The sequence below is a fragment of the Burkholderia sp. 10_S31 genome, from assembly GCF_056930375.1.
Window position 1 is genome coordinate 430,397 of record NZ_JBXOWK010000001.1, and the last position, 22,409, is coordinate 452,805.

A 22,409-nucleotide genomic window follows, 5' to 3' on the forward strand; every position below is an offset into this window, starting at 1 on the left:
CACAGCCACTGGGACCATGCGCGTCGCCTCGATGGTCGTGCGCATGACCGGGTGCTGCTCGATGTCCCTGCTCCATTGCGTCGGACGCATAGCAGTAAGCAAGCAGCATTTCTGCGCTACCACCTAGATCACGTGTTTCAGAGGGAGAAGGGAGGCAGCGAGGCCCCTGGGTTGGCGCTGCATCAACAGCTTTTGAGCGGGTTGGCCAGGAGGGTTCCGACAGACACTGAAATCCTAGTCAATTCACGGATCCGCTCGGTTTGCAGGTTGTAATCCCGGTTCCCGTGGGACCGATGCCAGGTACTGGGGCCGGGGCGTCTGGCGGTGTTCCCCAGTGGTTTAGCGATCTATTTAACGGGCTGACGTGGGCGAAGCCACCTGATAATGCTTACCTCCCGGATGAGCCAAAGGCCTCGGGTAAGCCTACAGCGGCTGACGGTTTCAAGGACCCTAAGGGGGTGAAAATTGGGTTCGCAATGCGAATCCCGGAAGGGGCGGCTCTTCGTGGGGATGGCAAGATGCCAAGGGAGGTGTTTGGTGTCCAACCGGACAAGGTGGTAGCGCTCACGGCGGTCCGCATTGGGATGTTCAGACTCCTGGCGGGGGCTATAGGAACGTTAAACCTAGGAAACCATGATGAAGAATATTCAAATTATTGACGGTGCACAGAATTGCGTCTATGACATCTTCTCTGCTACCGATGAAGAGTTTTCTCTTGTCTTTCCTGATGGAACCGACATTGCCTTTATTGATGAGGTATACGCGAGCAGCGATAGGCGATTGCTCGATGTGGCATTCAATAACATTTGGCAACGGCGAGTAAAAAAGTCTGAGGTCCAAGGCATCCACGGTATCATCTTCTATGAGCTTGATGAGACGAACGTGTACTACCCAACAAGAAGAGATGAGGATGCTATAAATCCTGACGGCTCCTATCTGCGGTAGCGCATGCAGATCGGTGGCATACTCGCCAGCCTGAACCTACCGGCGGCGCTGGCGTGCGCGACCTACGACGCGGATATGCGGGTCGGTGCATATTCCGAAGGCTCGTGCACATCACGAGCCGTAGTTCGTGAACACATATTTCGACAAGTGATGAACAACCGAAACGGTGCCGTGAACGCCTTGCACATCCGGCAGGCCCCTTTTCTAACGGAGCATTCGCAATTTCAATATTCGAGCGGCGTCAGTTTTGATCGGGATTGTTGGTAAGCGCTTCTATGTAAAAATGCTTTCTAATCAACCATCCGGTTAATTCATGAATGTTTACGTGGTAATCAGGAGTTTGGGTGGCGAACTTTTTCCCGAGCAGAGTTAACGGGCGTCCAGGTCTTCTTGCGCTGAAATCATATAAATCCTTTCCAGTGTGAACGAATTTCGAGCGATCCTCATACAGAGGCTGAAAGTATTTTTTGAAAATACTTTCATCTATACAAAGCTTGAGTGTAAAAGATTTATATTTTTCGCTTATTTTCCATTCCTCTCTAATTAAAGTGTGCGTGCAGTTTTTGCATTTAATTTCGGTAATGGTTTTCTCTGTATCCAGCAGCGCCTCTATCGTCGCGGTGTATGCGATAAGCTCGTAGGAAACGGAGTTTAATGGTAACCGATTTCCTTCAATCAAGCCTCTAAAATAGAGCGCCTCTGCAAACCGACTGCACGATTGTTGAAATTCCTCCGTTTCGAGAATTTTTTTTAAAACTGAGTCGACCTGGAGCGGAAGTGTTAGCAGGTCGTTCTTGATGCAGTCGCTGATCTCAATAATCTCGTGCGTTTTTGTGATTCTGGGTATAGTGTTTGCATACTTTAAGAAACCAGAGTCGTCGACAAACAGATTGCAATTGGAATATCGATTCGATATATTTTCGAACTCGTCATTTGTGAAAATGCTCCAGCCAAGAGATTCAATTACCACAAACAAATTTTGCGTGAGTGCTGTCAATCCTGCACATATTCTTGTGGCTTCGTCGATAACCTCTTGATCTATGTCTGCCTTGTTTTTTGAAAAAATTGGCATAAAGAGGTGGCCCGTGCACCCAGCCTCATCGTCGATTTTGATAATCAAAATTTTCGACTGAATGAGGTTGTAGTTTCCCGCCAGCTTAAATTCGGTTCTGAATGGAATGCATGCATATGAACTTGGCAGGGTGTCCGGAGAAAAGCTCATTGCCAAAGTCTGCTTGATGGCATCTGAAATTTTTAACTGGATCGCATCGTCCGCGATTTTTGATTGCCGATTTATTGCCCCGTACTCGACAGAAACAAGTCCTTTCGAGGTGTGGTTATAAAACTGTAGCTCTGCCTCAAAACTAGAACTCGCGTCCGACCAATGTATTCTGTAAATATAAATTTCCGGATCATTGGTTGGGGAGTAATAATGAGCACACCCTACGCGACCAATAGTCTGATTGAACTTGTTCCAGAGCTCTTGTAAGAATAAATTGACGAATTTTTTTGCTACAGATAGTTGCATCGACTTCAGCGGGGAACCAATATGGACGGACACTTAGCTTGCTCCATAAAATTTTGATCAATCTGTAAGGTCAAATTTGACACCCTACATCACCGGTCGAAGGCGGAACGATTAAACATGCAACCGCTGTACCGGAATGTCCGCTGCTACTCGAGGCTATCGGCACCCCTGAAGGAGACCGCGTCCAACTCCAGCAAGGCAGCATCGAGCTTGCCGCATTCCGAGCGGGAGAACCCAACGCGCGCGAGCCACAGGGTCACTCCGATCACGACCGCTAGGCGGATACGCTTGTGCTCAATCATGGTCGGCTCCACTCGTGTCGGAACAGTGTATCTCGTGGCTACCTCGCCCGCGGTGGGGCATCGATCAATGGTGCGGCAGGAGGAGACCCATGGCGTGGTACCTCTGAAAATCTTATTTTGGCGAACGCGCTCGAGATCGCGGAGCAGGCTGAGATGTGAAAGAATCCGGCAAGTGAGAGGACGCTTGCCAGCCACGAAGAAACTTCGGTCCGACGCGTCATTCGGACATTCGGGATCCGTCTCCGAAGCGCTAAGCGGTCATTCGATATCCGAGGTCATGCGCGGGCGTATGTTGACGAACGTTATCTCCCCTTTTTTGCAACGACTTCCTTTGGTGGCAAGCGCCCGGCCGTCGAATTGCGATATTGTCTTCGCATCAAAGCTACGGACGACATATGTTGGGCGCAAAGTAATAATGAGCCACTTCGCGCGAAGTAAATCTGAGCCACCTTTCAGTACAGTCAGCCTTTTGCGCGCAAAGGCTGGCGATGCTCCAGAAGGAACAGTGGATGCAAATCCATGTGCTCAAAGCCCAAGGCGTATCGGAGCGCGAGATCGCGCGGCGCCTGGGCATTTCTCGCAACACGGTGGCGCGGTACCTGTCGGCCGCGGAAGTGCCGCGCTACAAGCCGCGTGAACCGCGGCCAACCAAGCTCGGAGCGTTCGAGGCGTACATCATCGAGCGAATGAGGGCCGCAGCACCCGAGATCATCGCGGCGCCGGCGCTGCTGCGCGAGTTGCGTGCGCGCGGCTACGATGGCCAACTGCGAAGCCTGCAGGCTTTCATGAACGCGCATAAGTCCGTGCTGAAGCCGGATCCGGTCGTGAGGTTCGAGACCGAGCCCGGTCGGCAGATGCAGTGCGATTTCGTCGTTTTCCGCCGAGGCGCCGATCCGCTTTACGCCTTCACCGCCACGCTCGGCTTCAGTCGTTGGCGTTGGGCACGCTTCACCACCGATGAACGCGCCGAGACACTAGTCGCCTGCCATCATGCGCTGTTCGAAGCCCTGGGCGGCGTTCCTCGCGAGATCCTTTACGACAACGCCAAGACCATCGTTGTCGAGCGCGATGCGTATGGCGACGGTCAACACCGCTGGCACGCCGGGTTGCTCGACCTGGCCAAGCGGTACGGCTTCCTGCCCAGACTGTGCCAACCATACCGTGCGCAGACCAAGGGCAAGGTCGAGCGATTCCACCGCTATCTGCGCGGCAATTTCTATGTGCCGCTGGCCAGCCAGCTCAAGCAATCCGGCTTGATGCTCGACGCCGTGACTGCGAACGTCGAGGTAAGTAAATGGCTGCGCGACGTGGCCAACCAGCGCGTGCATCCGGTTACAGGGCTGGCACCCGCGATTCTGTTGGAGCAACGAGAACGGGCTTGCTTGCGCGATATGCCTGGCTACACGGTGCCCCGGTTGCCGGCTCGCGCCGTCGCTCGGCCGCGCGTTGACCCCGCGATGTCGATCCAGCACCCGTTGTCCATCTACCAGCAATTGCTGACCGAGGTGCGCGCATGAACCTGCAGCAGGAACGCATCGACGGACACTGCCAGAGCCTGAAGCTCGAGGGGCTCATGCAAAGATACGTCGCTCTGGCGAGCGATGCCGCGGCCAAGCAATGGAGCTTCCTCGACTTCCTCGAGAACGCGCTCGCTCACGAACGAGAGACGAGGCAAGTTCGTTCGCGGCAAACACTGGTGCGCATGGCCGGGTTCCCCGCCATCAAGACGCTCGATGACTACGACTACAGTTTCGCCGTCGGGGCGCCGCGCAAGACGATCGACGAGCTTGCCACCCTGCGCTTCATTGAGCGGGGTGAGAACGCCGTGTTGCTAGGTCCGTCAGGCGTGGGCAAGACCCACCTCGCGATCGCCATCGGGTATGCCGCGACACAGGCCGGCATTAAGACGAAGTTCATCACGGCGGCGGATCTGATGTTGCAGCTCGAGGCCGCGCGCCGGCAGGAGCGATACGACGCCGTACTTCGGCACAACATTCTCGGCCCGAGGTTGCTCATCGTCGACGAGATCGGCTATCTACCGCTCTCGGGGGATCAGGCTAGCCACTTCTTCCAGATCGTCGCCAAGCGCTACGAGCGCGGCTCGATGATCCTGACCAGCAACCTTCCGTTTGCGCAGTGGGATGAAACCTTCGGCGGCAACACCACACTGACTGCAGCTATGCTCGACCGCATCCTGCACCACGCCCACATCGTCCAGATCAAAGGAGACAGCTACAGACTGAAACAGCAACGCCAAGCTGGCCACGTTTCGTCATCGAAGAGGTAACGACTGGCTCAGTTTTACTTTGCGCGATCAGGCGCGAAGTGGCTCAGATTTCAAATGCGTTTGACAACATATTCATGGCCGCCAGAACACCGCCGTCAAACCGCCCTCGAAATCCGCAACCGTCCAGATCTCAAAAGCAACCCGCGGCGCCAACACCGACATCAACCCCACCGTCACCGCCACCTCTACCGTCGCCTCGGCCCGCGACCGTTTCGCTTTGGTCGAGATTCTGGAAAGCCGCCCTGGAAAAGCCAAACCGCGAAACGATCATAGCGGCGGCAGCGGCCATTTTCTCCGCATGGTCCGCTTTCTCGGCCTATCAAGCCAACCATATGAAGGATGACGCTCTATCTCTGGCGGCCGCACCCACGGAAAACTGCGCGTTCGAATATCGTGGTGGGCCGATGAACGGGATCGCGGCCTTGTGCTGGACCGTGACAATTTCGAATACCAGCGATCGCCGCCTGTCGATCGTCAGTTCGCACCTGCAGAACTTGAACGGCGGTACCAGCGTCCAGATCGCTGGCTTCCAAACGTTCGAATTGCCCGACGGCCAGCCCGTGGCACTTCCAATCAGTCTGGATAGTGGCGAAGCAAAAACGATGATCGTCCATGCGCCAATGCTGCTCGACAGGCCCGTGAATGATGCGCTCAGAAAGAGCGTGGACGATCAGCACTTAAAAATCACCGAACTGAAGCTGGAAGAAATTAACAAGCTGCTGGCCGAGCGGAAAACCGATTTGCTGGGCAACAAAGTGGAACTGTTTGTCATTGATCCGAAGGCGCCGCTCAGGACTATATCGTCGCCCGTCAACCACGCCAAGAACCTGTTGACGCTAACCACTGGCCGCGCTGCGACGTTCACAGTTAAGTTGGTCGATCCACCCGAGGTGGGAGGCGTCAATAACTGAGCGCCTAACCCGGGCAGTTCGCTCTCGGATCCGCCGTGTGACAGACGACCGTCATGGGTTGGTGCCTCGGTGTTCGCGCCGTTGTTGCCGTTGCTATGCACACGCCGGTCGACGATCGCCTTGAATACCGGACGCAACCGTGACACGTTGGAACGACAGCGCGAATGTTACTTCCGCTTCGGGGCGGTTAGCGCAGCCGGACGTTTCTCGAAGACAACTTTTCTGAGAATTCCCGTGCGCAAGGACACCTTTTCTGAGACGGGTGGCATGTGATCGTCTCAAAAAAGATGTCCAAGTCATTGATTTATATGGGGTGGCAAGGACAACTTTTCTGAGAGCCCACAGTTGTTGTTGGCCTTCGGCATGTTCACAGCTAGTCGAGAGCGCCCATCAACCACCATTCTGTTTCCACTTCGATGAATCGGAGGTCGACGCGACAATCATGTCGATCAGGGCCCGTGACGCCGCAGACAAGCGACGATGAGGCGCATAGATCACCGAAAACGGCCGTGTGCGGCCACGGAAGTGGGGCAGCAGTTCGATGAGCGTTCCGGCCTGAATCCGGTCCCGAACAATAAAATCATAGGTCTGGCAGATGCCGGCGCCGCTCTGCGCCATTGAAACGACCCCCAGCACATCGTCGGAGACCGCGATGTTCGACGGCGGCAGCCAATCGATGTCCTGCCCGCCGTCCCGGAACACCCACGGTGCGATACGGCCGCTGCTGGGCAGCATGAAAGGCAAACAAAGGTGACGCTCCAGATCGGCCACGGTTTCCGGCATGCCGGCATGGGCGATGTAATCGGGCGACGCGACCAGGCACAACACTGCATCTTCGAGCTTGCGCGCGACCAATCCACTGTCGGGCAATTCGCCTAGCCGGATCGCCAGATCGAAACCCTCGGCCACCAGATCCACGTTCCGGTTCGCGATGTTCAGCTCCACGCGAACCTGCGGGTGTTGCTGCGTGAACCGCCGAAGCAGCGGCGGCAGACGATAGTGTCCGTACGTCGTCGGCACGCTGAGCCGGACATGACCTGTCAACGTGCCGCCGTGCCCCTGAATGGCACGCTCGGCGTCGTCGATCAGCAAGAACGCCGCTCGCGATTGTTCCAGATAGAGCCTGCCTTGCTCCGTCAGGCTCAACCGCCGAGTCGAACGACGCAGCAACTGCGCGCCCAGCCGAGTCTCCAGGCGTGTAATGGCTCGGCTCAAAACGGAAGGTGTGCTGCCCAGGGCCACCGCGCCTGCGGTCATCGAGCCTTTTTCGATCACCGTGATGAATGCTTCCACATCACCGAGATGGTCGAATCTTCGTCCCATCTTGTCCTCCAGAGAACAGAAGATTTACTTTTGACTGAGTTTATCTCCTCCATTGAGCCAAATAAAGTGGGCGCGTTGTGATCCGTCGTCGGGTCACCCACTGAAATCGAGGAGCGAACCATGAATAGTGAACATCGCGACCGGCAGGACTTGTCCGTGCTGTTCGTACTCACGAGCCACGCGACGAAAGGCTCGACCGGCGAGCCGACCGGGTTTTATCTCGGCGAAGTGACGCATCCGCTTGCCGAACTCGACGCGGCCGGCATCCCGGTCGAATTCGCGTCGATTCAGGGCGGCGAGCCGCCCGTCGATGGGCTTGACCTGACGGATGAAATCAACGCGCGCTATTGGAACGACAGTGCTTTCCGCGACGCGCTGCGCCATACGCAGCGACTGGGCGATGTCGACGCGTCGAAATATGCCGCTGTCTTCTTTGCAGGCGGCCACGGCGCGATGTGGGATTTTCCGGGCAATGCCGACGTGCAAAAGGTGACGCGCGCGGTCTATGAGGCGGGGGGTGTGGTCGGCGCGGTATGTCATGGCCCCGCGGCGCTGGTCGATGTGACGCTCGGCGACGGTACTTACCTGGTCGCCGGCAAGAACCTCAGCGCATTCACGGATGAAGAGGAACGCGCGGTCCAACTCGATCGCGTCGTGCCTTTCCTGCTCGCGAGCATGTTGACGCAGCGCGGCGCGCTTCACCATCCCGTGCCGAACTGGACGGCGAAGGTCGTCGTCGACGGACGTCTCGTGACCGGCCAGAACCCGCAGTCGGCTTCCGGCGTTGGCGCGGCGATCCGCTACCTGTTGCTGAACCGTTCAGGACAGGCCTGAAATTCCCCAATGGAGAAATCGATGCATTCGATGCGCAAGCTCGCCGTTGCCGCCATGCTCGGCATTGCAGCGTACAGCGCTCACGCTGCCAACGTGCTCGTGGTGTTGTCGGATTCCGATCACCTCGATCTGAAGGACGGCAAGGTCTTCGCGACCGGCTTCTACCTGAACGAACTGATGCAGCCCGTGAAGGCCTTGCTTGATGCCGGCCATCAGGTGACCTTCGCCACGCCCGAGGGCAAGGCGCCCACGATGGATGCCACGTCTGCCGACAAGATGTACTTCAACGGCGACGAAAAGGCGATGCGCGACTACCGGGCTTTGCTCGACAAGCTGCAGATCACGTCGCGCTCGCACTCTCCCGTGATCAGTCTGTCGCGGGTGGAGCAGATCGGTTACGGGCACTTCGATGCCGTCTATGTTCCCGGCGGCCACGCGCCGATGCAGGATCTTCTGACGAGCCCCGCGGTCGGCCGACTGCTGGCCGATTTTCACGCGCGCGGCAAGACCACGGCGCTCGTTTGTCATGGTCCGATTGCGCTGCTGTCGACTCTGCCCGATGCACAGGGCTTTGCACGAAAGCTCGCCTCGGGAAACACGAGCGACAGCTACCCGAAATGGATCTATGCCGGTTACCGCATGACGGTGATCAGCAACGCGGAAGAAGCGCAGGCGAAAGGTCTGCTTGGCGGCGGGGTGATGAAGTTCTATCCGCAGACTGCGTTGCAGCAGGCAGGCGGAATCTATAGCAGCAACGAGGTGCCGTTTACCGCGCACCTGGTGACCGATCGCGAATTGATCACCGGCCAGAATCCGGCCTCCGCACTCGACGTCGCCGGTGAAATGCTGAAGCGGCTGAAGTAATGCCACGCAATGGACCGGCGTGGCCGGTCCTTCGACGAGTAAAGGAGAAGCAAACAGTGGATCTGCAACTTGAAGGTAAAACCGCCATCGTCACCGGCGCCACTGCCGGCATCGGCATGGCGATTGCACGAACGTTGGTCGGCGAAGGCGTGTCGGTCACGATCACGGGGCGTCAACGTGACAAACTCGACACGGCCGTCGCCGAGATCTCCGCTGCCGCGCAGCGCGGCAGCGTGCGCGGAATCGTCGCTGATGTGAGCGGCGAGCGAGGTGTTGCGGAACTGATCGAGGTGCAGCCGGATACGGATATTCTCGTGAACAACCTCGGCTACTACGAAGCCAGGCCATTCACCGAGATCACCGATGACGATTGGCGGCGAATGATCGACGTCAACGTGATGTCGGGTGTCCGGCTGTCACGTCATTACTTTCCTCGCATGCTCGCGAAGAACTGGGGGCGTGTGATCTTCATGTCCAGCGAAGTCGGGGCGTTCACGCCGCCGGACATGGTGCACTACGGTGTCAGCAAATCGGCTCAGCTCGCGGTCTCGCGCGGAATGGCCGAACTGACGAAGGGGACGGGTGTGACGGTCAACAGCGTGCTGCCGTCCGCTACGCGCTCTGAAGGCATCGTGGCGTATTTGCGGCAGACCGCGCCACGACCCGATATGACCGATGCGGAAATCGAGTCCCACTTCTTCGACACGTACCGTCCGAGTTCCCTGATCGCACGCATGATCGAGGCCGACGAGATCGCCGCGATGGTGGCGTTGCTGGCCAGTCCTTTGGGTGCGGCGTCCAACGGCGCGGCGGTGCGCGTCGAAGGCGGCACCTTTCGGTCGATTCTCTGAACAGGTGCCTCGATATGTCCGCCCACGTCATCGTCGCGCTCGTCGAAGCGAAGCAAGGTTGCGAGGGGGGCTGGTGCAAGCCCAACGAGCGCTTGTCGAAATGGCGTGCCACCAGCCCGGCTGTCTCAGCGACGAACTGCATGAATCGCTGGATCAGCCCGGGACGGTGGTCTTCTTCGAGCAATGGCTGGACCGCGCCGCCTGGGAGCACCACATGCGCAGCCCGCTGATGGACGCATTCCGCGCGACCGCCGGTCAGTGGATCGGCAACTTCAAGTTGCTGCATCTGCATCAGATCGCATAACCCCATCCAACGCACTGGCCAACCTTCATCATGTTCAAGCGCTCGAATCGAGTTGCGGCATTTGCTTTCGCAATTGCCTTCATCCATTGCGCGACCGCAGCGACTGCGGTGGCCGACACCCGGCTCGAGCGCTGGCGAAGCTATGCCGGCGTGAGCTGGGAGATTTCGAAAGACGGCCGGGATCCCGCGCCGTTCGCAGGCTCGGTCAATGCACCGATTGCCGGGCTTCATTTCGACGCACGCGGCGCCGCATACGTGAGTACGCCGCGCTTCGTCGCGGCATCGACGCCAGCGACGCTCAGCAGGCTGGATACGCGATCGACTACCGGCCCGGCGCGGCTGACGCCATTCCCATCAATGAAAGGCAATTCCATATCGACCGCGCCAGGCGAACATTTGCGCAACGTGCTGGGCTTTTACGTCGACCGCGGAAACGATTGGTTATGGGCGCTCGACATGGGGTTCGTTGCCGGCGAATCCGAGGCACCTGCGGGCGCCCAGAAAATCGTCGTGTTCGATTTGAAATCGGGACGAATCGTGAAGCGCATCGGCCTCGATGGCGTAGCCGATCGTGCCGGCAGCTTCCTCAACGACATCGTCGTCGACGAACGCAGGCGCATCGCCTACGTTTCCGACAGCGGCTCGCGCAGTGCGCCCGATAACAAGGTGGGCCTGATTGTTGCCGACTTCGCTTCAGGTACGGCACGGCGTGTGCTGGACAGGCATCCGGGTTTGCAGGTCGAAGCGGGGGTCAAGGTCGTTGCCCACGGCGTTGAAGTATGGCCGGGAAAGCCGCTGTCGATCGGTATCAACGGTATCGCGCTGTCGCCGGACGGCGCGACGCTGTACTGGACGGTGACGACGGGGACACGCGCGCGCTCGGTTCCGACCGCCGTTTTGAGACGGCACGGTTCGACAGATGCGCAGATTGCCGCGGAGATTCATGATCTTGGCGCTGTTGGCGGCAACACGGACGGAATCGTGATGGATTCGCGGGGTGTGCTCTACATGACCGACGTTACGCATAACGGCATTGTGAAGTACGAGCCGCGCACGAAGTCGATGTCGTTGATCGCATCCGACGACGGCGTGCACTGGCCGGATACGCCCGCGATTCATCCGAACGGGGATCTGATCTTCACGTCCAGTGCGCTAAGCGATCACGTTGCGGGCATCGTGGAGCGCGGCAGCGAGCGTTACGACTTGTGGCGGATCGGCGCTGCCACGCCGGTTCGACCAGGGTCGACATCCGCATGTGGTGAAGCTAGCCCGATTTATTGATCGAAAATCAAAAATGATTCGTTCCGACTCGTGGTTATCAACGGAACGAAGCCGCACTATCGTAGCGGCTTACGATTGGTGCTCGACTCTCTTCCCATGAAGACCACACTAGACGAAATGCTCGCGTTCGTAACGATCGCAGACACCGGTTCGCTGACAGGTGCAGCGGACCGGTTGCATCAGCCGACCTCCGTGATGAGCCGAATCCTGCGGCGCCTGGAAGATAAACTCGACACAACGCTGATCAGGCGCACGACACGCCGGCTGGAGCTCACGGAAGAGGGCAACGTCTTCCTCGACTATGCGCGAGACATTATTGCGTCGGTCGAGTTTGCCGAAGACCAGATCGCCCGGCAGCGCGAAACGCCGGCGGGCCGTCTGCGGATCAATGCCGCGATGCCGTTCATGCAGCACGTGATCGCGCCGATGATGCCGGGGTTTCGCGAAGCCTATCCGGCGATCGAGGCCGAGCTTCATACGAGCGACGAGATCATCGACTTGCTCGAACAACGCACCGATGTCGCGATCCGGATCGGTGAGTTGCGCGACTCGACACTGCACGCGCGCAAGCTCGGCAGCAGCAGGCTGCGTATTCTCGCCAGCCCGGCCTATCTGGAGAGGGCCGGAACACCCGAGAGCGTGGACGATCTTGCGACCCATACGCTGCTCGGCTTCGTCCAGCCGGAGACGCTGAACCACTGGCCGTTGCGCACCTCGGCCGGCGATGGATACCGGGTACAGCCTGCGCTGCAGGCATCGAGCGGCGAGACGCTGCTGACGCTCGCGCTCAATGGCGCCGGCATCGTGTGCCTGGCGGATTTCATGACGGGTACGCATCGCCGCGACGGCAGTCTGGTCGAACTGCTCGTTGACGACACCACTGAATTTCGCCAGCCGATTCATGCGGTCTACTATCGCAACGCGACGTTGTCGTCACGCATCGTCAGCTTCCTTGACTACGTCGGCGCACAGTTGAAGGAAAGCGGCGACATCGACTGAGCGAAGTCGGTGAATGGCCGCTCATGTTGCGGCGTCAGGGCGGCCTGTTCGATCGATATCGGACAGGTCGCCCTTTTTTCTATCGACCGATCCGCTGCCTCGATCGAATCCCGGGAGCAGTGTCTATTGCCCCAGTGCGCTCATCAGCCTGACGTGGCTGAGCACTTCGTCGGTCCGTGCCTGCGCGAGCGAGTCTTCGGCCGCGAGCAGCGAACGCTCCACTTCCAGCGTATCGATGAACGCCGATTCGCCGCTGTGCCACGACTGGTTGATCTGCGTATATGCACCGCGCGCGTTTGCCACCGCGCGTTCGAGGCGCTCGGTGCGACTGTGATCGCGGGCAGTCGCCGCCACCGACGTCTCGACATCGCTGACCGCCGTCAGCACCGTCGCGCGATAGGCGGCGAGCGCCTGATCCGCCTGCGCACGACGTAGCGCGACGACGCTGCGCCGCCGCCCGCCGTCGAACAGCGGTGCGCTCGCGCCGGCGCCTGCCATCCACGCAAGCGACCGCGCGAGTGTGGCACCCGAGAAGCCGTCGATCGCCGCGCCAATCACGCCGATCAGTTGCAGGTGCGGCTTCAGGTCGGCCTCGGCCACGCCGATTCGCGCATAGGCCGCGACGACGCGTGCCTCGGCGGCGCGGACGTCCGGCCGTCGGCGCAGCAGGTCGGCCGGCGTGCCGATGCCCGGCGTGGCGGCTGTCCACACCGGCCCTGGCGCGGGCGGGTCGAGTTGCGCGTAGATGTCCTGCGGCGTCGACGCGGTGATGATCGACAGCCGATGAATCGCGGTCTGCCGCTGCAGTTGCAGCGCGGGCAGTTCGGCCAGCGTCGTCTCCGTCTGCGCGGCGGCGCGGTCGACGTCGGCGACCGGCACGACACCCGCGTCGAACAGTCGCCGCGTCGATTCCTCGGTGCCGCGCTGGCTCAAAGCGTTGGCCTCGACCAGTGCGAGCCGCTGTTCGAGTCCGCGCACCGTCACATAGGTGCGCACGGTTTCGTCGATCGTTGCGATCCGCACGGCCGCCGCATCATTTTGCGCGGACGCAATGTCCGCGTCGGCAGCCGAGACGCCCTGGCGGATGCGGCCGAAGATGTCGATTTCCCATGCGAGGCTCGCGTTCAGATCGAACGCGTTGCCTGTCGTCGGCGTATCGGTCGGAAACGCCTGCGACGCGGACAGCCGCTGGCGGCCGGCGCTCGCATTCAGGTCGAGCGACGGGAACCACTGCGACGCCGCGCCGATCCGCACCGCGCGCGCCGCGTCGATGCGCGCGACCGCCGCCCGCAGGTCGAGGTTGTGCGCGAGCGCCGTGTCGACCAGCCGGTCGAGAATCGGATCGTGAAAGCCGTGCCACCACGCATCGGTGTCGGCGGCCGGGCCGCTGGCCGCGAGGTCGGCATTCGCATAGGTCGCGGCCAGCGGCGGCGGCGAAACGGTGGCGACCGGCGCGCTCGTGCACGCGGTCAGGACGGCCGCCGCGGACAGCGCGGCCACGAGTCGAACGAATTTCATTGCACCACCTCCGTCGCGACGGCCGCGACAGCGGTCTTGCGCATCGCGAGCCGGCGAACCATCACATAGAAGACGGGCGTAAACAGCAGCCCGAAGAACGTCACGCCGATCATCCCGAAGAACACGGCCGCACCGACCGCCTGGCGCATTTCCGCGCCGGCGCCCTCGGAAATCACGAGCGGCAGCACGCCGAGAATGAACGCGAGCGACGTCATCACGATCGGGCGCAGCCGCTGCACGCATGCTTCGACGACGGCCTCGACCAGTTCGATGCCGTCGGCTTCCAGCTGCCGCGCGACCTCGACGATCAGGATCGCGTTCTTCGCGGCGAGTCCGACCAGCACGATGAAGCCGATCTGCGTGAGGATGTTCACGTCCTGGCCGAGCGCGCGCACGCCGAGCGATGCGGCAAGCAGGCACATCGGCACGATCAGCAGGATCGAGACGGGCAGGCTCCAGCTGCCGTACTGCGCGGCGAGCACCAGATACACGAGCAGCACGCACAGCGGGAACACGAGCAGCCCCGTGTTGCCAGCGGTGGTCTGCTGGTACGACAGATCGGTCCATTCGAACGAGATGCCGGGCGGCAGCACCTGCTTCGCGAGCGTTTCCATCGTCTTGATCGCAAAGCCGGAGCCCAGGCCCGGCGCGGTATCGCCGTTGATTTCGGTGGCCGGATACAGGTTGTAGCGCGGCGCGCGATCGACGCCGAGCGTGTCGTCGATGCGCGTGACGCTGCCGATCGGCACCATCTCGCCGTCGCGGTTGCGCACCTTCAGCCGCGCGAGATCGGACGCATCGACGCGGAACGGCAGGTCGGCCTGCGCGGTCACGCGGTAGGTACGTCCGACGATGTTGAAGTCGTTGATGTAAGTCGAGCCGAAGTACGTTTCGACCGCATCGTTGATTTCCTGGCTGGGCACGCCGAGCATCTCGGCCTTCTCGCGGTCGAGTTCGACATGCACCTGCGGGCTCGTCGCGGAGTAGGGCGTATAGACGCCGACCATGCCGGGCGTGCGGTTTGCGGCGGCCACCAGATCCTGCGTCGCCTTCGCGAGCGCGGCGGTGCCGAGGCCGTTGCGGTCTTCCAGCCGCATCGCGAAGCCGCCCGTGCTGCCGAGACCCTGCACCGGCGGCGGCATCGCGACGACGATCGACGCTTCCGTGATGCTCGCCAGCCGTTGACGCATCTCGGCTGCAATCTTCTCGATCGTCAGGCCCTGCTTCTTGCGTTCCGGCCACGGTTTGAACACCGGGAACAGGCCGGCGCTGTTCGCCGAATTCGTGCCGGTCGCCGCATTGACGCCGGAAAACACCGGCACGCGGGCGACACCGGGCACCGACAGCGCGATGTCCTCGATCTTGCGCGCGACCGCGCTCGTGCGTTCGAGCGTCGCGCCGTCTGGCATCCGCACGAGTACGACGAGGTAGCCGCGATCCTGCGCCGGAATGAAGCCCTTCGGGCTCGATACGAGCAGATAGCCGGTCGCGGCGATCAGCACGACGTACAGTGCGGCCATCGCAGGGATAATCCGTACCACTTTCCGGACCAGCCTGCCATACGCATCGGACAGGCGCTGGAACACGCGGTTGAATGCGTTCGCGAAGCGCTGCACGACGCGCATCGCAGGCGCGAACCACGCGGCAACCCGCGACACGGGCGCGGCGGTATCGTGTTCGTCGGCATGCGCTTTCAGGATCATCGCCGACAGCGCGGGCGCGAGCGTCACCGACGTAAAGAACGAAATCGCGGTCGACACGGCGATCGTCACGCCGAACTGGCGGAAGAACTGGCCCGAGATGCCCGGAATGAACGAAGTCGGCACGAACACCGCGCAGAGCACGAGCGTAATCGCGAATAGCGCGCCGCCGACTTCCTTCATCGTCAACAATGTCGCGTCGCGCGGCCCAGCACCGGTCGACAGGTGCCGCTCGACGTTCTCGACCACGACGATCGCATTGTCGACGACGATCCCCACCGCGAGCACGAGACCGAACAGCGTCAGGTTGTTGATCGAATAACCGAGCACGGCCATCGCCGCAAACGTGCCGACGAGCGACACCGGAATCGACAGGATCGGGATGATCGACGGCCGCCAGCCCTGCAGGAACAGCAGCACGACGAACACGACGAGCACGACGGCCTCGTAGATGGTCTTCACGAGTTCGTGGATGCTGTCGCCGATGAACGCGGTCGGGTTGTAGCCGATGTTGTAGACGATGCCCTTCGGGAATTCCTTGCTCAGCTCGGCCATCTTCTTCTCGACCGCATCCATCGTCGCGACCGCATTGGCGCCGGGCTGCTGCAGCACCTGCAGCGCGATCGTCGGGTGGCGCAGCATGTAGCTGTCGGTCGCATAGGCGAGTGCGCCCACTTCGATGCGCGCGACGTCTTTCAGCCGCACGAGCCGACCGTCCTTGCCCTGCTTGACGACGATGTCGCTGAAATCCTCGGGGCGCTTGAGCCGTCCTTCGAAGATCAGGTTCGGCTGGAAGGCCTGGTTCGTGATAGGCGCCTGCGCGACCACGCCGCCCGCGAGCTGCGTGTTTTGCGCGCGCACCGCGGCGATCAGGTCGCTCGGGCTCAGGCCGAACGACGCGACGCGCTCGGGATCGAGCCAGATGCGCATCGAGTATTCGCGCGCGCCGAGCGGGTTGATGTCGCCGACGCCTTCGATCCGCTTGAGCACGTCCGCGACGTTGCGGATCGCGTAGTTCGATACGTACAGCGGGTCGTAACGCTGGTCGGGCGAGTACAGGAAGATCGTGCCGAGCTGCGTCGGCGACGATTTGCGCACCGACACGCCGCTGCGCTGCACGGGCTCGGGCAGGCGCGGCGTCGCGAGCGCGACGCGGTTCTGCACGAGCACCTGAGCCTTGTCGACATCGGTGCCCGGCTTGAACGTCACGGTGATGTTCAGGCTGCCGTCCGACGTCGCCTGGCTGTACATGTACAGCATGTCTTCCACGCCGTTGACTTCCAGTTCGATCGGCGTCGACACCGTCTGGGAAACCGTTTCCGCGGAGGCGCCCGGATAGGTCGCCTGAATCACGACGGTTGGCGGCGCGATGTCCGGATACTCGGACACCGCGAGCGAGAAATAAGCCAATGCGCCGGCGATCGTCAACACGATCGACAGGACGATCGCGAGCACCGGTTGCTGCACGGACAGGCGGCCGAGGTTCATTGTGCACTCCCTGTCGTAGCGGTTGCGGGACCGGCGGCATTGGCCGTCTCGATCGCGCGCGGAACGATCTTGACCTTGTCGCCGGCCTGCACGCGCTGGAAGCCATCGACGATCACGCGGTCGCCCGCATTCAGCCCCGCGTCGATCTCGCGCAGGTTGCCGTACAGGCGGCCGGGCGTCACCGGGCGGATCGCGACGACGCCGCTCGCGTCGACGAAATACAGCACGCGGCGTGTCGCGTCGGTTGCGACGGCCGAATCGGGAACGAGCAGCGCGTGGTGCGCGACGCGGCTCGACAGATACACGCGGCCGAACTGGCCGGGGCTCAGGCGCCGGTCAGGATTCGCGACGCGTGCGCGCTGCCGCAACGTGCCTGTCGAGTTGTCGAGGCGGTTGTCGACGAAATCCATCGTGCCCGTCAGCGATGGCTGCGTATCGCCCGGAAGCGCGATCGCAACCTGCCGCGACGACGCGTTGCCGCCGCTTTTCTGCGCTTCGCGCGTATAGCGCAGGTAGCTTTCCTCGTCGACGTCGAAGTAGATGTCGATCGGATCCTGCGACACGATCGTCGTCAGCACAGTCGCGTCGCTGTCGCCGCCTTTCACGAGATTGCCCTCGCTGACGAGCTTGCGGCTGATGCGGCCGGACATCGGTGCGACGATGCGCGTGAACGACAGGTCGAGCCGCGCGCGTTCGAGCGCGCCTTGCGCGCTCGTCACCTCGGCCTGTGCGCTTTGCACGGCCTGTCTGCGCTGGTCATAGAGACTTTGCGCGATGGTGTCGGTCTTGATCAGGATGCTCGCGCGCTCGAAATCCTGCCGGCTCAGCTTCAGTTGCGACTGCGCGCGTTCGAGCGCGCCCTGTGCAGCGGTGACGGCCGCCTGGTACGGGCGCGGATCGATGACGAACAGCAAGTCGCCTTTGCGGACGGTCGCGCCGTCCTGGAATGCGACCTTGTCGAGATAGCCGCTCACGCGCGGGCGCACGTCGACCGTGTCGACGGCTTCGAAGCGGCCCGTATAGACGTCGACGTCGTTGACGTCGCGCGCGACGGGCGGGCTGACGATCACGCTCGGCGTCGCGGCCGGTGCGTTGTCGTCCGACTTGCAGCCGGACAACGCGAGCAGCGCGGCCAGCGGAACGGCGGCCAGCACGGCCGGTAGCGCGATGCGCTTCAATCCTGGATATCGGTTCATGTGCGTGCGAAATATCGAGTGAGGCGCATCGCGCCGGATGGTGCGCAGTATCGTGCGCGGCGCACGGCGGATAAACAGATGAAGCGGCATAAGAACTTGTACTGCGCAGTCACGAATCGCCGCGCGGGGCGACGATGTGCGAGCACGGTCGTGCTGGATGGAGGGACAGGCGGGACGTTCAGCGACGACGCGCGGCCCGAATGCCTGTTCAGGCGGTTCGGGCCGGCAATGCGGAGGGACGGGACGGGCGTATGCGCGTGTCGAGAGGCCGGCTCTCTTGCGCGTCGATGCGAATCAATGGCCGCGATAGATCGAGTCGCGGCCGTTGACCATCATCGCGCGGCCGGATTCGCTGGTGGAGCGGCCTTCGCTGCCGTAGCCGGCCGTCGGGGCGGTCGGTGTGGTGTGCGGCGCATCCTGCGCGACGGTGTTTTCGCGGACACGCTTTTCGGCGGCGAGGATCGCTGCCGGATACTGGTTGTGATCCATCGCCGGACGATAGCCGGCGGCGACGAGTTGCGCGAGTTCGGCCTTCACCTCCGCACGGGTCAGTTGACGGTCGGACTGTTGCGCGAAAGCGAGGGCCGGGGCGAAAAGAATCAGCGCGACAAGGGTACGAGAGCGGAACGATTTCATGACAGGAACCTGTATTGGTTGAGAGGACCGCAGCGACCTTCGTGTCGCTGCGGTGATGCCAATATAGGGCGGGTGATGTCGATGAAAAATGGCAGATGAACAAATTGACTTTTGATCTTATGTCATGAGTCGCGCATCAGGTTTCACATGTACCCCCCTGGATTTATGGGCTGTGCCTTGTCTAATCGACTGGCTTTTTGGAACCGTATCCAGGCTCATTCAATATCGTCCAGCTTGACTCCGGTGTTGTTCTTCCATGTCAGCACGGCGCAACTCGCGACTACTGCCACCACGATGAGATAGACATTGAATAGCTGCCCCTTGTTGATGGAATACAGCCATGCATTCAGATATGAGGCGGTGCCGCCGACCGACTGCGTGACGAGCAACGTCCACGGCTCGCTGGAAATCAGGCTCCAGAGCGGAAAGAGGGTGATCTAGATGCCGAGCAGCGAGATGAGCGTCGTAACCTTGCGTCCAGCGAAATCGAAAAGGCGCCCGATGAGCGGAAGCGCGATCAGATAGATCGCCTGGGCGATGCAACTCAATGTGAACGCGCTTCGCAGACGACGGTTCGTCGAAATTGGCTACCCAAGCTCGGCGCCGCTGGACGATGCGACCTCTGCCATGTTACGAAGGGAGGCGCATGCCAGTTTTCCCTTGATGAGGTGACGTAGCTAATGAGAATGCAACTCAAATCCGTATTTGCACTGTCGGTGCTCGCATGTGCCGTCGCAGCACCGGCCGAGGTGGTCAAGATCGGCGTGGCAGGCCCGCTGACCGGCCCGCAGGCGCTGTTCGGGAAGGATGACGAGCGCGGTGTAAGGCTGGCGATCGACGACCTCAACGCGTCGAACCTCAAGATCAACGGACAGCCGGTCAAGTTCGAGTTGCTCTCGGAAGACGATCAAGGGGATCCCAAGACCGGGATGTCGATTGCCCAGAAGCTCGTCGATTCGGGCGTCAAGGCCGTGATCGGCCACTACAACTCCGGCGTGATGATCCCTACCGACAGCATCTACAACAACGCGCACATCCCGGTCATCACTGGCGCTGCCTCGAATCCGGCGATCACGGCGGCTGGACTGCCGTACGTTTTTCGCCTGGCGGCAAACGACAATGTGATGGGCGCGCGGATGGCCGAGTTCGCGCACAATCAGCTCAAGGCAAAGAAGGTCGCGGTGATTGATGACCGGACCGCGTACGGTTCGGGCGTCGCCGATGTTTTCGTGGCAACGGCGAAGAAGCTGGGGATGACTGTTACGACTCGCGAGTACGCGACGGATAAGTCGGTCGACTTTACCGCGATTCTGAACAAGATCAAGGGAACGAAGCCGGACGCGGTCTTCTATGGCGGCTACTACGCGCAAGCCGCGATCGTCGGCCGCCAGTCGCGAAAACTTGCGCTCGATGCGCCGATCCTCGGCGGCGACGGGATCTGCTCGGTCGAGCTGCCCAAGCTGGCCGGAGGCGCACTCGACGGGCGCGGCTATTGCGCTCAAGGCGGCTTGCCGCTTGATCAACTGGCGAAAGGCCCGGAGTTTGCCGCTCGGTACACCAAGGAGTTTGGTGGCAAAGCCGACATTTACTCACCGGCGTTTTATTCGGCCACGATGCTCGTTGCCGATGCCATGAAGCGCGCCAACTCGACCGAGCCGGAGAAGTTCGTTCCGCTGTTGAAGAAAGATGCTTTCTCGACGTTGGTCGGCACCGTGCGTTTCGACGCTTCCGGCGAATGGGTTAACGCGCCGGTGACGCTCTACAAGATCGTCGACGGAAAGCTGAAGCCAATCCGGCAGTAAAGAGCTGCCGTCTCCAGGAACGCGAGGTAGCGGTTCCGCATTGCCGGTGTGGACATGAGTCAGACGACGGGATCGCGACTGCCGGGCAGGAACTCGACACCGTTCGTCTGACACGCGCGATATCTGTGCCACGAGGTCGTCGCCATCAAACCGTCGTGACACGGTGCGATGCCCTGACCGTGCATCGCACCGGAACCCGCTTCGCGAAGCAGCACGGAGAAGCGTTCCTGTCCCTTATGTGAGATCGAATCAGAACAGGTGCTGGATGCCCGCGTAGACGCCCGTCTGGCTGTGGCCGGGCGTCGGGTTGTCGTTGTATCCGCCGCCGGCAATGGGGCCTCCCGCGCCTGCCGCGTTCGACTCCAGACCAAAGTTCGCATTCTTGCTATTGCGAATCGTGGCGATCTGCATGTCGAAGAGCGTGCGCTTCGAGATGTTGTATGTGCCGCCGATCGTGTAGATGTTGGCGTTGCCGCCGCCATGATTGGCATTGACGTGATAGACGGCACCCGTCAGGGCCGCGGCCGGCGTAGCCTGCCAGGTGACGCCGCCCCAGACTTGCTGCGTCGACGTGATGCCGTTGTTGGCGGCCGGCGCGCCGTTCGCATGCGAGGTCTGATAGGCCGCCTGCAATTTGAACTGGCCGAGGAACACGTTCACGCCGGCGAAGTACTCGCGGGAATAGTTGAACACGTCCGAGAACTTGCCGTTGACGTCGCGCGCTTCGTCATAGATGCCGCGAACCTGGAAGTACGAATTCGTGTAGGTCAGTTGCAGGCCGTCGGCACGACCTTGTGCGGTTGTGCCGTTACCATTCCAGCTCGTTGCGTTCGACAGCGAATACTGGCCATATACGTCGAAACCGTAGAGGCTCGGCGACTGATAGGAGATGTTGTTGCTGGTCTTGTTCCAGTTGCGCCCGCGCACGAGCGAACCGGACGACCAGGACGTCTGGCCGAGCGGATCGAAGTCCCACAGCCCGTTCGAGATCGAGAGCTCGCGGCCGAGCAGCAAGGTGCCGTATGAGTCATTGGAAAAACCGACCGTTGCCCAGCGATCCCAGATGGAGCCGGCGCCGCCGAGGCCGCCGTTCATCGCATTGAACGAGCCTTCGAGGTGGAAGACTGCCTTGTTGCCACCGCCAAGATCCTCGGAACCTTTCAAGCCCCAGAGGCTGGTACCCCAGTCGCCGCTTTCGGCACGCCAGCGGCTTGTCGTGCCGCCATTGCCGTTGGCCATGCCGTTCAGGTACTCGATGCCCGCGTCGAGGCGGCCGTAGAGCGTGACACTGCTTTGCGCGTGGGCGAGGATACCTGCGGACATCAACGTGGCGGTGAGTATTGCTTTTTTCATAATTGGCTCCAAACCTGTCAGAAAGAAAAACGCGTTACTGCGGTACAACAGCTCCGGCACGTACTATCACCGGATTAAGTAAGGAAAACGAAATTATTTATTTTTGGAACGCCTGTCGTGTCCAAACAGGCAGGCGGATGGGCCTCGGTTTGCGAAGTGTCCAGCCGGGTAAGCTGGACGAGGTCTCCTTGGTCGCCTGGAAAAGAAGCGAAGCTTCAGGAAATTCAGGTAGTACGACTATTCATGGATAAGGTGCCGGATGATCGAGCGGTCGTTGAGCCAGCATC

General features: G+C 60.9%; 20 protein-coding genes and 1 pseudogene. 12 read left to right on the forward strand and 9 right to left on the reverse strand.

Translation table 11 applies throughout. The features are described from left to right. Nucleotides 1-469 precede the first annotated feature (469 nt). Both AC1Z3W_RS01980 and AC1Z3W_RS01985 read left to right on the forward strand, forming a co-directional pair. Nucleotides 470-637, forward strand: a pseudogene (locus AC1Z3W_RS01980) (polymorphic toxin type 37 domain-containing protein); the annotation flags it as partial. Then, nucleotides 637-945 carry a hypothetical protein gene (locus AC1Z3W_RS01985; protein ID WP_483506802.1) on the forward strand — a complete coding sequence of 103 codons (309 nt, stop codon included), beginning with the start codon at nucleotides 637-639 and terminating at the stop codon, nucleotides 943-945. The pseudogene AC1Z3W_RS01980 and the gene AC1Z3W_RS01985, both read left to right, overlap by 1 nt. 241 nt (nucleotides 946-1,186) lie before the next feature. Here AC1Z3W_RS01985 and AC1Z3W_RS01990 read toward each other — a convergent pair whose 3' ends face one another. Then, nucleotides 1,187-2,506 (reverse strand): hypothetical protein, encoded by a 1,320-nt coding sequence (locus tag AC1Z3W_RS01990; RefSeq protein WP_483506803.1) that lies wholly within the window; start codon nucleotides 2,504-2,506, stop codon nucleotides 1,187-1,189. 113 nt (nucleotides 2,507-2,619) lie between these two features. Then, entirely contained in the window at nucleotides 2,620-2,775 is a 156-nt protein-coding gene (locus AC1Z3W_RS01995) for a hypothetical protein (RefSeq protein WP_483506805.1), read from the reverse strand. A gap of 488 nt (nucleotides 2,776-3,263) precedes the next feature. Between AC1Z3W_RS01995 and istA the strand changes: the two genes are divergently transcribed. The 3 genes from istA to AC1Z3W_RS02010 all read left to right on the forward strand — a co-directional run bounded on the left by istA (nucleotide 3,264) and on the right by AC1Z3W_RS02010 (nucleotide 5,973). Then, nucleotides 3,264-4,292 carry an IS21 family transposase gene (gene istA, locus AC1Z3W_RS02000; protein ID WP_483506806.1) on the forward strand — a complete coding sequence of 343 codons (1,029 nt, stop codon included), beginning with the start codon at nucleotides 3,264-3,266 and terminating at the stop codon, nucleotides 4,290-4,292. Then, nucleotides 4,289-5,062, forward strand: coding sequence for an IS21-like element ISBcen13 family helper ATPase IstB (gene istB / locus AC1Z3W_RS02005; protein ID WP_483506808.1), 774 nt, complete (start codon nucleotides 4,289-4,291; stop codon nucleotides 5,060-5,062). The genes istA and istB overlap by 4 nt, the downstream gene beginning before the upstream one ends. 332 nt (nucleotides 5,063-5,394) lie before the next feature. Next, the gene (locus AC1Z3W_RS02010; protein ID WP_483506810.1) at nucleotides 5,395-5,973 is read left to right on the forward strand and encodes a hypothetical protein; all 579 of its coding nucleotides are present in this window, start codon (nucleotides 5,395-5,397) and stop codon (nucleotides 5,971-5,973) included. A gap of 390 nt (nucleotides 5,974-6,363) precedes the next feature. Here AC1Z3W_RS02010 and AC1Z3W_RS02015 read toward each other — a convergent pair whose 3' ends face one another. Further along, entirely contained in the window at nucleotides 6,364-7,296 is a 933-nt protein-coding gene (locus tag AC1Z3W_RS02015; RefSeq protein ID WP_483506811.1) for a LysR substrate-binding domain-containing protein, read from the reverse strand. A gap of 120 nt (nucleotides 7,297-7,416) precedes the next feature. Here AC1Z3W_RS02015 and AC1Z3W_RS02020 point away from each other — a divergent pair, with 120 nt between their 5' ends. The 6 genes from AC1Z3W_RS02020 to AC1Z3W_RS02045 all read left to right on the forward strand — a co-directional run bounded on the left by AC1Z3W_RS02020 (nucleotide 7,417) and on the right by AC1Z3W_RS02045 (nucleotide 12,429). Continuing rightward, complete coding sequence (locus tag AC1Z3W_RS02020; RefSeq protein ID WP_483506813.1) at nucleotides 7,417-8,130, forward strand: type 1 glutamine amidotransferase domain-containing protein; 714 nt, start codon at nucleotides 7,417-7,419, stop codon at nucleotides 8,128-8,130. A 30-nt stretch (nucleotides 8,131-8,160) separates the two neighbouring features. Further along, nucleotides 8,161-8,994 carry a type 1 glutamine amidotransferase domain-containing protein gene (locus tag AC1Z3W_RS02025; protein ID WP_242431921.1) on the forward strand — a complete coding sequence of 278 codons (834 nt, stop codon included), beginning with the start codon at nucleotides 8,161-8,163 and terminating at the stop codon, nucleotides 8,992-8,994. 56 nt (nucleotides 8,995-9,050) lie between these two features. Next, a complete protein-coding gene (locus tag AC1Z3W_RS02030) occupies nucleotides 9,051-9,845 on the forward strand; it encodes an SDR family NAD(P)-dependent oxidoreductase (RefSeq protein ID WP_057929505.1) in 795 nt (264 codons plus the stop codon). 100 nt (nucleotides 9,846-9,945) lie between these two features. Further along, a complete protein-coding gene (locus AC1Z3W_RS02035) occupies nucleotides 9,946-10,149 on the forward strand; it encodes a putative quinol monooxygenase (RefSeq protein WP_242431922.1) in 204 nt (67 codons plus the stop codon). Between the two features lie 30 nt (nucleotides 10,150-10,179). Then, nucleotides 10,180-11,430: an L-dopachrome tautomerase-related protein gene (locus AC1Z3W_RS02040; protein ID WP_483506815.1), complete on the forward strand. Its 1,251-nt coding sequence runs from the start codon at nucleotides 10,180-10,182 to the stop codon at nucleotides 11,428-11,430. Nucleotides 11,431-11,526: 96 nt separating this feature from the next. Next, nucleotides 11,527-12,429, forward strand: a complete 903-nt coding sequence (locus AC1Z3W_RS02045; RefSeq protein WP_057929507.1) for a LysR substrate-binding domain-containing protein — start codon at nucleotides 11,527-11,529, stop codon at nucleotides 12,427-12,429. A 123-nt stretch (nucleotides 12,430-12,552) separates the two neighbouring features. On the opposite strand, the gene AC1Z3W_RS02050 is transcribed toward AC1Z3W_RS02045, so the two are convergent. The 5 genes from AC1Z3W_RS02050 to AC1Z3W_RS02070 all read right to left on the reverse strand — a co-directional run bounded on the left by AC1Z3W_RS02050 (nucleotide 12,553) and on the right by AC1Z3W_RS02070 (nucleotide 19,356). Then, entirely contained in the window at nucleotides 12,553-13,947 is a 1,395-nt protein-coding gene (locus AC1Z3W_RS02050) for an efflux transporter outer membrane subunit (RefSeq protein WP_483506817.1), read from the reverse strand. After that, nucleotides 13,944-17,135 carry an efflux RND transporter permease subunit gene (locus AC1Z3W_RS02055; RefSeq protein WP_057929509.1) on the reverse strand — a complete coding sequence of 1,064 codons (3,192 nt, stop codon included), beginning with the start codon at nucleotides 17,133-17,135 and terminating at the stop codon, nucleotides 13,944-13,946. The genes AC1Z3W_RS02050 and AC1Z3W_RS02055 overlap by 4 nt, the downstream gene beginning before the upstream one ends. Beyond that, nucleotides 17,132-18,331, reverse strand: a complete 1,200-nt coding sequence (locus tag AC1Z3W_RS02060; protein WP_124835535.1) for an efflux RND transporter periplasmic adaptor subunit — start codon at nucleotides 18,329-18,331, stop codon at nucleotides 17,132-17,134. The genes AC1Z3W_RS02055 and AC1Z3W_RS02060 overlap by 4 nt, the downstream gene beginning before the upstream one ends. Nucleotides 18,332-18,625: 294 nt before the next feature. After that, on the reverse strand, nucleotides 18,626-18,967 hold the full coding sequence (locus AC1Z3W_RS02065; protein WP_057929511.1) for a DUF4148 domain-containing protein: 342 nt from the start codon (nucleotides 18,965-18,967) through the stop codon (nucleotides 18,626-18,628). Between the two features lie 215 nt (nucleotides 18,968-19,182). Continuing rightward, nucleotides 19,183-19,356: a hypothetical protein gene (locus AC1Z3W_RS02070; protein ID WP_175827231.1), complete on the reverse strand. Its 174-nt coding sequence runs from the start codon at nucleotides 19,354-19,356 to the stop codon at nucleotides 19,183-19,185. 297 nt (nucleotides 19,357-19,653) lie between these two features. Here AC1Z3W_RS02070 and AC1Z3W_RS02075 point away from each other — a divergent pair, with 297 nt between their 5' ends. Next, nucleotides 19,654-20,769: a branched-chain amino acid ABC transporter substrate-binding protein gene (locus tag AC1Z3W_RS02075; RefSeq protein WP_483506819.1), complete on the forward strand. Its 1,116-nt coding sequence runs from the start codon at nucleotides 19,654-19,656 to the stop codon at nucleotides 20,767-20,769. A 249-nt stretch (nucleotides 20,770-21,018) separates the two neighbouring features. Here the strand turns inward: AC1Z3W_RS02075 and AC1Z3W_RS02080 are convergent, their stop codons facing one another. After that, on the reverse strand, nucleotides 21,019-22,122 hold the full coding sequence (locus AC1Z3W_RS02080; RefSeq protein ID WP_057929514.1) for a porin: 1,104 nt from the start codon (nucleotides 22,120-22,122) through the stop codon (nucleotides 21,019-21,021). Between the last annotated feature and the right edge of the window lie 287 nt (nucleotides 22,123-22,409).